The sequence below is a fragment of the Pontibacter harenae genome (assembly GCF_020907245.1).
Taxonomy (GTDB): Bacteria; Bacteroidota; Bacteroidia; order Cytophagales; family Hymenobacteraceae; genus Pontibacter; species Pontibacter harenae.
This window is the reverse complement of sequence record NZ_JAJJWH010000010.1, coordinates 44,191-56,866: the sequence shown is the minus strand read 5'-3', so window position 1 is coordinate 56,866 and position 12,676 is coordinate 44,191. Positions and strand designations below refer to the sequence as shown.

At 45.7% G+C, this 12,676-nt stretch carries 9 protein-coding genes; 4 read left to right on the top strand and 5 right to left on the bottom strand.

What is annotated here, in order from left to right:
* Nucleotides 1–296: 296 nt before the first annotated feature.
* Nucleotides 297–1,013, bottom strand: coding sequence for a YiaD family glycine zipper/OmpA-like lipoprotein (locus LN893_RS07500; protein ID WP_500797093.1), 717 nt, complete (start codon nucleotides 1,011–1,013; stop codon nucleotides 297–299).
* 266 nt (nucleotides 1,014–1,279) lie between these two features.
* A complete protein-coding gene (gene accD, locus LN893_RS07495; protein ID WP_229969255.1) occupies nucleotides 1,280–2,182 on the bottom strand; it encodes an acetyl-CoA carboxylase, carboxyltransferase subunit beta in 903 nt (300 codons plus the stop codon).
* Between the two features lie 563 nt (nucleotides 2,183–2,745).
* Here accD and LN893_RS07490 point away from each other — a divergent pair.
* Nucleotides 2,746–3,336, top strand: coding sequence for a DUF4136 domain-containing protein (locus LN893_RS07490; protein ID WP_229969186.1), 591 nt, complete (start codon nucleotides 2,746–2,748; stop codon nucleotides 3,334–3,336).
* Between the two features lie 156 nt (nucleotides 3,337–3,492).
* On the opposite strand, the gene LN893_RS07485 is transcribed toward LN893_RS07490, so the two are convergent.
* The 3 genes from LN893_RS07485 to LN893_RS07475 all read right to left on the bottom strand — a co-directional run bounded on the left by LN893_RS07485 (nucleotide 3,493) and on the right by LN893_RS07475 (nucleotide 7,325).
* Nucleotides 3,493–4,488, bottom strand: a complete 996-nt coding sequence (locus LN893_RS07485; RefSeq protein WP_229969185.1) for a M28 family peptidase — start codon at nucleotides 4,486–4,488, stop codon at nucleotides 3,493–3,495.
* A gap of 1 nt (nucleotide 4,489) precedes the next feature.
* Nucleotides 4,490–5,980 carry a cysteine--tRNA ligase gene (gene cysS, locus LN893_RS07480; RefSeq protein WP_229969184.1) on the bottom strand — a complete coding sequence of 497 codons (1,491 nt, stop codon included), beginning with the start codon at nucleotides 5,978–5,980 and terminating at the stop codon, nucleotides 4,490–4,492.
* Between the two features lie 130 nt (nucleotides 5,981–6,110).
* Nucleotides 6,111–7,325 (bottom strand): endonuclease/exonuclease/phosphatase family protein, encoded by a 1,215-nt coding sequence (locus LN893_RS07475; RefSeq protein WP_229969183.1) that lies wholly within the window; start codon nucleotides 7,323–7,325, stop codon nucleotides 6,111–6,113.
* Nucleotides 7,326–7,630: 305 nt separating this feature from the next.
* On the opposite strand from LN893_RS07475, the gene rimP reads away from it, so the two are divergent.
* The 3 genes from rimP (at nucleotide 7,631) to infB (ending at nucleotide 12,671) form a co-directional block, all read left to right on the top strand.
* Nucleotides 7,631–8,104, top strand: coding sequence for a ribosome maturation factor RimP (gene rimP / locus LN893_RS07470; protein ID WP_229969182.1), 474 nt, complete (start codon nucleotides 7,631–7,633; stop codon nucleotides 8,102–8,104).
* Nucleotides 8,105–8,111: 7 nt separating this feature from the next.
* Nucleotides 8,112–9,365, top strand: a complete 1,254-nt coding sequence (gene nusA / locus LN893_RS07465; protein WP_229969181.1) for a transcription termination factor NusA — start codon at nucleotides 8,112–8,114, stop codon at nucleotides 9,363–9,365.
* A 120-nt stretch (nucleotides 9,366–9,485) separates the two neighbouring features.
* A complete protein-coding gene (gene infB / locus LN893_RS07460; protein WP_229969180.1) occupies nucleotides 9,486–12,671 on the top strand; it encodes a translation initiation factor IF-2 in 3,186 nt (1,061 codons plus the stop codon).
* Nucleotides 12,672–12,676 lie beyond the last annotated feature (5 nt).

Below are 12,676 nucleotides of genomic sequence, written 5' to 3'. Positions count from 1 at the left end.
CTCTTTTCTTAAAAATAGTGACTTAGTAACTTAAAAGACTGTATTTACATTCGCCTAAAACCTTTACAAAACCTGCCTTCTGCTTCTGTAGCAGCTGTAAAACAGCTACAGCTTTGTGCCCTATGACATATGCAATTGCTTAAACGTTTTTGATGTCGTGCAGGTTTTTAATCCATCTATACTTCCAACACTAACTTTATTAAGTACAAGTAAGCTCAAGAGAGGCTTGCAAACAAAAAGCGCCTGCCACTTTACAGTAACAGGCGCTTTAGAAGCTTACATTATAATCAAGCTAATTATTTAATTTCACCACTTTCTGCAGCTTGTTTCAATTCTTCGTTAGCCACAATAATAATTTCAACGCGGCGATTCTGCTGACGGCCTTCTACGGTGCTGTTATCAGCGATAGGCTGGTCGTAGCTGTAGCCTTTAGACTGCAAACGAGAACCTTCAACGCCCAGGCTGCGGGCATAAGCTGCCACAGCTTGCGCACGGCGCTCAGAAAGACGCTGGTTAAGCTCATAAGTACCTGTGTTGTCAGTATGTCCTTCTATGATTACGTTTGTACCTTCGTAATTCTTCAGCGTTTGGGCCAGTTTCTCAATGTCGCGCTTAGCGTTGGCACTCAATTCTGCTGAGTTAACCCCGAACAAAATACCTGAATCAAAGTTAACACGGATTGCTTCGCCCACACGTTCTACGGTAGCATTCTCCATGCTCTGCTCCAGTTCCTCTGCTTGCTTATCCATACGGCGACCTATCACGGCACCTGTAGCGCCACCCACTGCGGCCCCTACAATGGCACCTGCAGCTGTGTTGCCAAGTCGATTTCCGATTAAGCCACCTAATACAGCGCCACCACCAGCACCAATCACACCGCCTTTGGTTGTTTTATTCATGCCAGTCTTATCTCCTTGCGTGGTTTCTGTACCTACCGTAGATCCTGTGGTAGTACTGGTATCAGAACCATTGCCAGCCACTGGTCTTGTTGTCTGGCAAGAAGAGAACAGCATAGTAGCTGCTAAAAAAGACGTTAAAGAGAGTTTCAATACTTTCATAGTGTATAAATTTATCTTAACTGAAAAAGGTTTATTTATTTTCAACCTGTAACTGTACATACAATACTAATGCCAAACTGTAACGCAGTTAAGTCTTGCTTAAAACATACGCTAACTCTACTGCAAACGTGTCTGAGCTTTAGTTTCTTATAAAAGGTTTATACGTAAATAAAAAAGCCTGCCAATAGATTGGCAGGCTTTGCAGTATAAATTTTCTATAATCAAGAGCTTTTAGCAGTCTTTTTGTTCGTTGGCTTCTCTTCGGAAGCAACTTCGTTTTTAGCAGCTAACATACCCAGCAGGTCAGCAAGCCTTGTTTTTAGCTGCTTGCGGTCAACTATAAAATCAAGAAAACCGTGCTCCAGCACAAACTCTGCACTTTGGAAGCCTTTAGGCAAATCTTTACCAATGGTTTCTTTTATAACCCGAGGACCAGCGAAACCAATCAGAGCACCTGGCTCTGCTATGTTAAAATCGCCTAGCATAGCAAAAGAAGCTGTTACACCGCCTGTTGTTGGGTCAGTAAGCATAGAAATGTATGGCAGCTTCTCTTCAGAAAGCAATGCTAGTTTAGCAGAGGTTTTGGCCATCTGCATCAGCGAGAAACCTGCTTCCATCATACGGGCACCACCAGACTTAGAAATCATCATGAAAGGTGTGCGGGTTTTACGGGCATGGTCAATAGCACGGGCAATTTTCTCTCCTACCACAGACCCCATAGACCCACCAATGTAAGCAAAGTCCATACAGGCAATGGTAATATCGAGACCGTTCATTTTTCCATAAGCCGTGCGTACCGCATCTTTAAGCCCTGTTGACTTCTGAGTGGCCGCAACACGCTTCGGATATGGTTTAGAGTCCACAAAGCTCAGAGGGTCTCCCGAGGTCATGTTCTCGTCCATCTCGGTAAACTCGTTGTTGTCGAACAAGATGGAGAAATACTCTTTAGAGCCAATACGGTCGTGGTAGTTGCACTTTACACAGGTGTTCAGGTTCTTACGATGCTCCGCCATGCTGGTAACAGTTTTGCATTCGGGGCATTTATACCATAAGCCGTCTGGAGTCTCTTTCTTCTCCTCTGTAGGTGTGTGTATTCCTTTATCTACTCTCTTAAACCAAGGCATCATACTTTAAATGTGCGTACCGCACTTTTTAGTTACAGCTATACTTTTACTTGAAGCAAAACACCTAATAAGAAGGTGGCCTGCTTCTTGCGCCTTTGGGAAAGGCAACACAAAAGCAGGCTACAAACTTAAGTAATATTCAGCAGTTCTGCTACAGATTATGCAACAGTAATGTCTTTATCCAGATAAACATCCTGCACAGCATGCAGAGATTCAATGTCTTTGCTAAAATCCCACTATAAAGCACATCCCCATAAAATCGTGCCCATACTGCCAGAACGTTTTTTTGATTTAGCCACTTGTCTAAAACCTTACTACGTATTACAAAGCTGTACATCTCCTACAGGTATCACTCATAAGCTATACTATCAGAATACTATTTGCCACGCCATAATATCACTGATTATGAAGCCATAAATCTGCATAAACCATATCCAATTCTAAAGGTCTGCGTTTACTAAAAGTAAGTACTAAACGAAACCATAACGATGAAAAACAAACAAAAAAACAATAAGTTACTTCAACCTTTGCTGGCATGCACTTTTATTATAGCATGTTTATTTATGACAGCCTGTGCGCCCTCCACGGAAGTTACAGGTAGCTGGCGCAGCCCTAATGCGACAACACAAACCTATAACAGAGTAATGGTTGCCGCCCTGACTGATAACGTGCAGGCAAGGCAAACTGTAGAAAATAACCTGCAGCAGGAACTGCAAAAGCGCGGTATTACAGTAACCAAAAGTATAGATGTGTTTCCGCCAGCCATGATGCGTGAGCGAGGCTCAGATTCAGATATGATTCTGGAGAGAATTCAAGGTGACGGCCATGATGCCATTTTAACAGTAGCCGTGGTAGACGAGGAAACAGAAACTCGATATGTACCAGGCACAACTTATGCACCTGTAGGTCGTTTTGGCTGGTATGGCAGCTTTAGAGGCTATTACAACCACTGGTACCCAACCATGTATGACCCTGGCTACTATCGCGAAGATAAAATATACTTCCTCGAGTCTAACCTCTACGATGCTAGTTCAGAGCAACTCCTGTGGTCGGCACAATCGAGGTCTCACAACCCATCATCGCTGAGCAGAGCCTCCGAAAAATTTGCTGAGGTAACTGTAGGGCAAATGCAAAAGGACAATCTGATACAATAAACTCGTTGCTCGGTTTTCGTTGATCGCTTTTTCAATAAGCTGAAAGATAGGCAACAACGAATTATTGAGGCGGTCGATTGGATACGAAAAAAGAATGGGGCGCTGTACTTTCAACGCCCCATTCTTTTTAATTTCATACTGAAACTACAAAGCTTACTACTCATTATACAGCACATGCAGTACCGTCTGGCCAACAGCCTTTAATGTATTTTTACTGATGATGTCCATGTTGTCGGTGTGGCGGTGGTGGTATGGGCCAAAGTAGTCGCCATTACCCGACATGTTATATTCAATAATATCGACCATCGGAATCTTAGCTATTTCATTTACATAATAATGATCGTCGGTAATGGCAGGTGCTTTTACGTACCTGAAGTAGTCTGAGTAGCCAATACGGTTGCCTGCTTTCCATATCTTATCTACAACTCTTTTGGCATACTGCATCGAAATTCCCTCACGTGCAAACTTAGCATTCTCAGCTCCTACCATATCCAACAGTATTCCGTACTGTGCTCTGTAGTTAGGTTTATGCTTATTCTTGCTCCAGTACTGAGCACCCAAGGCCCAAGAGTCTTCTTTGTAAGGCAGGTCACTATCGTCTGGCTGACCGTAATCTTCTCCATCAAAAAAGACTAAGTCTACTCCAACACCAGGTTTTTCCTGTGCCTCATGTATTGTTCTGGCTATTTCGAGCAATACACCTACACCGCTGGCCCCATCGTTCGCACCGTCTATCGGTTTATCTTGGTTTTGATCATCTCTATCTGCCACATGGCGGGTATCCCAATGGGCTGCCACCATGACACGCTTCGCCACATCGGGATTATAAGATGCAATAATGTTGCGCAGATTCAAGGTGGTGCCATCGTAAGCCTCCATCTGGAAGTTCTGTACTTTAACGTCAGCACCATATTCACGCAACTTGCTTATAATCCAATCTCCGGTAGCTCTATGTGGCCCAGTGTTTGGCACACGAGGGCCAAAAGCCACCTGCTCTGCTACAAAATGGTAGGCAGAGTCTGCATTAAAATCTGGTGCTGCTACGGCTGGCTCTGCTTCTTCTACTTTTGCTTGCTGACCATTGCCCCTGTCAGAAGAATCGCAGCTATGTAGTGCGACAGAAGCCAGAAATAGCAGAATTAGTAAAACCATTCTATTCTTCATAAGCCCAATCAATTCCTGTCTTTAAATCTTTAATCACGATGCCTTGCTTTTTCAGTTCAGCACGTATGGCATCTACTTTATCGTACGCTTTGGCCTCTTTTGCTTCTTTATAGAAATTCAGCACCAGGTCCAGCATCTCTTCTGCATGGGCAGTAGACTCTTCTTTCAGCCCCAGCACATCTAGCACTAACTCTCTGTAGGTGCTCTGAACAGTTTCAAGCGTACTCTTTTCCAGCGAAGCTATCTGCAGTTGCCCAAGGTACAAGCTGTTTATCTTCTTCAGCAGGTTGAACAGCGAAGCAATGGTACGGGCTGTATTCAGATCGTCATTCATGCCTCGGAAGCAATCCTCCGTCAGCTTCAGCAGGTCTTCGTTCAGTTTTGCATCTGGTTCGGCTGCCTCGGCTGGGTATTGCAGTTTATCCAGCACGCGTAAGCCGTTCATTAATTTTGTATAACCTTTTCGGGCTGCCTGCAGTGCCTCGTTACTAAAGTCGAGGGTGCTGCGGTAGTGCGCCTGCAGTATAAAGAAGCGGATCGTCATAGGCGAGTACTTCGCTTCCAGCAGCTCGTGGTTGCCGCTGAACAAATCGCTCAGGTTAATAAAATTACCCAAAGACTTGCCCATTTTCTGCCCGTTCACGGTAATCATGTTGTTATGAATCCAGTAGCGGGCGGCATCGGTATGGCTGTTGCTGGCCTGGCTCTGCGCTATCTCGCACTCGTGGTGCGGAAACATCAGGTCCAATCCTCCTCCATGAATATCAAAAGTAGTGCCTAAGTATTTGCGGCTCATGGCCGAGCACTCCAAATGCCAGCCAGGGAAACCATCGCCCCACGGCGAAGGCCAGCGCATGATGTGCGTTGGCGAAGCTTTTTTCCATAGCGCAAAATCCAGCGATGAACGCTTCTCCCCCTGTCCTTCCAATTCACGGGTATTTGCCAGCAGGTCTTCTACCACACGACCAGAAAGCTTGCCATAGTTATGGTCTTTGTTGTACGCCTGTACATCGAAATATACCGACCCATTTGCTTCATAGGCCAAGCCATTCTGCAGTATCTCCTGTATCATCTCGATCTGCTCTATAATATGGCCTGAAGCACGCGGCTCAATATCTGGGCGCAGCACATTAAGCTTATCCATATCCTGATGATACACGTTGGTGTAATGCTGCACTACCTCCATCGGCTCCAGGTGCTCCAGTTTGGCTCGTTTCTGAATCTTGTCCTCCCCCTCATCAGCATCGTTTTCGAGGTGGCCGACGTCGGTAATATTGCGCACAAAGCGTACCTTATACTCCAGGTGCTTCAGATAGCGATACAGTACATCGTAGGTAACAGCGCTACGGGCGTGCCCCAGGTGCGGCTCGCCATAAACAGTAGGTCCGCATACATACATGCCTACAAAAGGTGCGTGCAGCGGTTCAAATGCTTCTTTTTTTCTGGTAAGTGTATTATACAGGTTTAATTTCTGTTGCATGATATCTGGTAAGTACAGCACTCCTTGCGGACGTTGCAGTTTTCTACTTTCTGATGTTTTATCCCTGCTGCCGCAGCCACGACAGCAATTCGGGTTCAAAACTATAAATAATGCTTTCTATCTCCTAGTACTACTCCGCTTTCGGCTGCAGCACATACTTAGCCGAAATGGGGTAATGGTCCGACAAGCCCATCTCCTGGTGTGTCTTAAAATCATATGCTTTCAGGCCTTCGCTATAGAACTGATTATCGATGCGCAGGAACGGCAGCGGCCCATTGTAAGTAGCTCCTACCCCTGCCCCTGCATTTACAAAGGCATTTTTCAGTTCTTTCGCCATCTCGTTGTAAGTATAGCTGAATGGAATATCGTTAAAATCGCCACTAACTATAACGGGGTACGGCGAGGACTTTATATGCTCCAGCAGTATCTCTACCTGATACCCTCGTGCTATAAACCCTCTTCGCAAACGCCTGGCCAGGTTACGGCTTTCCTTTTTAAAGTTCTCCTCGTTTCCAATAGAAGAATACGTGTTTTCAATGTCCTGAGACTTTATGCTCATAGACTGCAGGTGCACCCCGTAAATACGAATGGTATCTCCTTTATAATTCACATCGGCCCAAATGGCTCGGTTATGGTTCGACTCTCCAAAACGGATCACGCCTTTGTCCAAGATCGGGTGCTTTGAGAAAATGGCCATTCCTACATCAGCCTTTTCTCCATCAACATAAGAGACTGAAAAAAAGCGGTGCTTATTGTAACGATTGCCGATTCTGTTCACGGTATTGTAAACGTTGGAACCACGGTTGCTGTAGAACTCCTGCAGGCAGTATACATCGGCAGGATGCGTGGCTACCCACTCTATCATATCTGTAGAAGCTTGGCGCTCGCTTCCGTCTTTATCGGCGTAGGCGTTAAAGATGTGGGTATTAAAGCTTAGCACCTGCAGCACCTTTGCTTCCTGCGGCACCTCTTCTGCGTTAAAGTTGAGGGCGACAAGACGATTATAGTAGTTCCACCCAAAAAAAACTGTTGCCAGCGGCAGTACCACTAACCAGGAGCGCCGCAGCGCCCAGTATAACAAAAACAGCACATTTAGCACCAGCGCCCCAGGCAAGGAAAAAGCGATAAAGGCAGCTGGCCAAAAGGAATAAGGAGGCACCTGCAGGCACACCACTCCCACCAACACCCACAACACGATGCCAACGTTAAGGATGAGCCAAACTCTCCTGCGTATTTTTTTGAATGTACCTGCCACAAAACAAACATACAAAGAATGCTCATATACTGTCATACCCTCCTGCCAGAATATCTTGCGCAGCCAGCGCGATTGGTTCCTGCTGCACAACTATTGGGGTAAAGCCAAAGCCATTTGCCTTTACCCCCTACCGCCATAACTACACACAGTAACGTTATCAAAACTAATCGAACTTAAAGGCTGCTGCCTCTGTTATCCTTCTAATGTACTTGGCAAACGCTTCCTAAAAAAGCACGTACAACTCCTCCTACCATAGGAACATAAAGATAATTTAATACAGGCATGAAAATGAGCAGTATTGTTTATATAATGTTTTTGTAGTAAATTTGTGACATTATTTCCAAGGAGATGCGGGGGGACACGAAGTCCCCTTCTTTATTTCTTAACCGTTACTTATGGCAATAACAGCGAAAACCATACGAGAGATGGCCGAGGCGAGCCTTCCAGATAGCGATCTGTTTTTAGTAGATGTAGCTGTTTCTGATACGCCCGTACGCCCGAAGATAACCGTGTTAGCCGATGGCGAGCAGGGTATAACCATTGACCAGTGCGCCATCATCAGCCGCCGTGTAAATGCAAAAATAGCGGAGACTTTCGGAGAAGAAGTGTCTTATGTGCTAGAGGTAAGTTCGCCAGGTGTTGATTTTCCGCTAACGCAGCCCAAACAGTTTATGCGCCACATTGGCAGAAGCGTAAAAGTAAAACTGCAGGATGGCACTGAGAAAACAGGCAAACTGGAAGAGGTAACAGAAACTGGCCTCAACATGATGGAAGAGATCAAGCAAAAAGGAAAGAAGGTTTCTTATGAGCCTTTACAAGTTCCTTTCGAACAGATTGTGAAAGCAAATGTTGTAATATCTTTTAAATGATAAAATAATGAATAGTTCAGTCCTGATAGAGTCGTTCGCTGAATTTGCGAAATTCAAGAACATAGACCGCCCTACCATGATGCGTATCCTGGAGGATGTATTCCGCACCATGATCCGTAAGAAGTGGGGTACTGACGAGAACTTTGATATCATCCTGAACGTGGAAAAGGGTGACCTTGAAATCTGGCGTAACCGAGAAATCGTAGACGATAACTCAGAGGACATCTGGGACCATGACAAGATCAGCCTTACAGATGCCCGTAAAATAGAGCCTGACTTTGAAGTTGGTGAAGAGGTGTCGGAAGAGATACAACTGGAAGACTTCGGTCGCCGTGCTGTGCTTACTGCCCGTCAAACCCTGATCCAGCGCATTAAAGATATGGAGAAGGAGTTGCTTTTCCAGAAGTACAAAGACCAGGTAGGAGAAATCATCTCTGGTGAAGTATACCAGGTGTGGAACCGCGAAGTGTTGTTGCTAGATCAGGAGGAAAACGAGCTGCTGATACCAAAAGGTGAGCAGATACCAAAAGACCGTTACCGTAAAGGCGATGTAGTACGTGCCGTAGTACAGCGCGTGGAAATAGTAAATGGTAATCCTAAGATTATACTTTCTCGTACATCTCCAGCATTTTTGGAGCGTTTGTTTGAAAACGAAGTACCCGAAATTTTTGATGGCCTGATCGCCATCAAAAAGATTGTTCGTGAACCAGGCGAGCGTGCTAAAGTGGCCGTAGAGTCTTTCGATGATCGTATCGACCCTGTAGGTGCTTGCGTAGGTATGAAAGGATCTCGTATCCATAGCATAGTGCGCGAACTGGAAAACGAGAATATTGACGTGATAAACTATACTGACAACTTGGAACTATACATTCAGCGTGCGCTTAGCCCAGCTAAGATCAGCAGCATGAAAATAGACGAGGAATCAGGGCGCGTATCGGTATTCCTGAAGCCAGACCAGGTATCATTAGCCATAGGTAAAGGTGGTCAGAATATTAAGCTGGCAAGCCGACTGGTAGATTACGAAATTGATGTGTTCCGTGAGTCTGAAAGCTATGAAGAAGACATCAGCCTAGAAGAATTCACGGATGAAATAGAGGATTGGGTAATCGCAGAATTAAGACGCATTGGTTTGGATACTGCTAAGAGCGTATTAGCTGTAAGCAGAGAAGACCTGTTGCGCCGCACAGAACTAGAAGAGGAAACTATAGATGACGTACTCTCTATTCTGCGCGAAGAGTTGGAAGAAGAAGACAATCAATAGTTGTGAGTTGTGCTCTATTACCTTAATTTTGAAAGAGTTTTGTAATGGAGCACAACTTAACCTACAGTAGGGCAACTATAATTTTACATTACATTAAAAAAGACAGCATATTAGAACAACATGGCAGAAGAAAAAACAAGGAGGCTTAAACAGGTTGCAACTACTTTAAACATTGGTACATCTACCATTGTCGACTACCTCTCTGCTAAAGGTTTTGACGTGGAAAATAAACCCACCGCCAAAATCACGGCAGAGCAGTTCGGTATGCTGGCGAAAGAATTTGCGTCCTCTATGCAAGATAAGCAAGAGGCAGAAGAGCTAAACATAGGCAAGAAGCCACAAAGCAACCAGGTTATCGGGTCTGATGTTCAGCCACAACAGCAAGAAACTAAGAAGGCAGCAAGCGAGCCTGAGCAAGAAATATTGATAAAGAATGCTAGCCAGCCTAAGCCAGAAGCTGCGCCACAAGCACCAGCACCTGCAGAGGCAACGCCAAAAGCGGAAGATGCTGGTTCTAAGCTGCCAGGCATAAAGGTATTAGGCAAAATTGAGCTAGACGCCAAAGGTCGTCCAGTACCTCAAAAACCAGCTCCTGCACCTGCACCAGCTCCTGCAGAGCCAACGCCTGCACCTGTGGCTGAAGAAAAGCCAACAAAGCCAGCCGAAGAGAAACCAGCACCAGTAGCCGAAAAGCCTGCTGCTACTGCTCCTGAGGCTCCTAAACCTGCACCAGTAGCTGAAGAGAAGCCTGCTGCACAACAGCCTGAGGCTCCTAAACCGGCACCAGTAGCAGAAAAGCCTGCTGCAACTGCTACTGAGGCACCAACTGCTCCTGCACAGCCTGAAGCACCGAAACAAGAAGAGCCTAAGCAACCTTCTGTTTCTGCTCCTACTCCTGCACCCGCAGCGCCAAAGGCTCCAGAGAAACCATCTCAGCCTGCGCCAGTAGCTGCAGAAAACAAGCCTGCTGCTAAACCAGAGGCACCAAAACAGGAGGATAAACCTTCTACACAAACAGAAACAGAAGAGAAACAGCCAATAGAAACGATTTCAGGAAAAGCAGGCCAGCTAAAAGGTCTGACTGTACTTGGTAAGATAGAATTACCAGTAGAGTCGCGTAGAAAAGGTTCAAAGCCAGTAGCGTCGTCAGACGAAAAGAAAGGCAAGAAAAAGAAACGCAAACGTATTATTGTGGGCTCCGAAGGAGCGCAACAAGGACAACAACAAGGTCAGGGCCAGCAAAACAATGCTCCTGGTCAGGGCAATAATCGCCCTATAGTAGCAGTACAGCAACGCGGACCTGCAGGTGGCCAAAGAGGACCTGGCGGTGGCGGAGGCAGAGGCCCTAAAGGTGGCAATCGCAATGCACCAGCACCTAGAGTAGAAAAAGCTGAGGTTACGGATAAGGAAATTCAGGAGCAGATTAAAGCTACTCTTGCAAAACTGAGCGGTGGTAAAGGAGGTAGCGGTAACCGCGCCAAATACCGTCGTGAAAAACGTTCTGCTATTGCCGATGCCACAGAAGAGCGTCGTATGCAGGAGCAGGAAGAAGCGAAAATACTGCGTGTAACAGAGTTCGTTTCTGCCAACGACTTAGCAGCTTTGATGAACGTAAGTGTAAACGACGTTATCAAAGTTTGTATGCAGCTGGGCATGTTCGTTTCTATAAACCAACGCTTAGATGCAGAAGCAATCACTATCATTTCAGATGAATTCGGCTATAACGTTGAGTTTATCACCAATGAAGATGAGCAGGCTCTGGAAACTATCGTTGAAGAAAACGAGGCAGACCTGGAAGAACGTGCACCGATTGTAACCATCATGGGCCACGTTGACCACGGTAAGACATCCTTGCTCGACTACATTAGAAATGCCAATGTAACAGCTGGTGAGGCTGGCGGTATTACGCAGCACATTGGTGCTTATAAAGTTAAAACGGAAAGCGGTCGTACTGTTACTTTCCTAGATACACCAGGTCACGAAGCCTTTACGGCCATGCGTGCCCGTGGAGCCAAAGTAACGGACGTTGTTATTATTGTGGTAGCGGCCGACGACTCAGTGATGCCACAAACAAAAGAGGCGATCAACCACGCACAGGCGGCGGGTTCTCCAATTATTATCGCACTTAACAAAGTAGATAAGCCAAATGCGAACCCTGATAAGGTACGTGAAGAACTTGCCAACATGAACATACTGGTAGAAGAATGGGGTGGTAAATACCAGGCTCAGGAAGTTTCTGCCAAAACAGGTCAAGGTATTCCTGACTTGTTAGAGAAAGTATTGCTGGAGGCTGAATTACTTGAACTAAAAGCAAATCCAGATCGCCAGGCAATAGGTACTGTTATAGAGGCATCTCTAGACAAAGGCCGTGGCTACGTAGCCACAGTACTTGTGCAGACTGGTACGCTTAAAATAGGTGATGTTGTACTGGCAGGCTCTCACTACGGTAGAGTAAAAGCTATGACAGATCATCGTGGTAAGAAAATGAAAGAGGCAGGTCCGTCTACACCAGTACAGCTACTGGGCTTGGATGGTGCTCCTCAGGCAGGTGATAAGTTTGTCGTAATGGAATCTGAGCGTGAAGCAAGAGAGATCTCTTCTAACCGTTCTCAGGTACAGCGTGAGCAGAGTTTGCGTACACGTAAGCACATTACGCTGGATGAAATTGGTCGTCGTTTGGCAATCGGTTCATTCAAAGAACTGAACGTGATTGTAAAAGGGGACGTGGACGGTTCGGTAGAAGCCCTTTCAGATTCATTGCTAAAACTTTCTACCAACGAGGTTCAGGTAAATATCATCAACAAAGGTGTGGGTGCTATATCTGAATCAGATGTACTCTTAGCCTCAGCCTCAGATGCCATCATTATCGGCTTCCAGGTACGTCCGTCGCAGAATGCACGCAGGCTGGCAGAGCAAGAGCAAATTGATGTTCGCTTGTACTCTATCATCTACGATGCTATCAACGAGGTGAAAGATGCCATGGAGGGTATGCTTGCTCCAACACTGAAAGAAGAGATTACTGGTAACGTAGAAGTACGTGAGGTATTCAAAATCACAAAGGTTGGTACCATTGCAGGTTGTATGGTAACAGACGGCAGCATACAGCGAAATGCAAAAGTACGCTTGGTACGTGATGGTATTGTAGTACACGATGGTGAGATACTAGCCCTTAAGCGCTTCAAAGACGATGTTGCTGAAGTAAGACAAGGCTATGAGTGTGGTATCAGTCTGAAGGGATACAATGACATTGAAGTTGGAGATGTGATTGAAGCTTATGTTGAGAAAGAAGTGAAGAGAACACTTTAATCGGT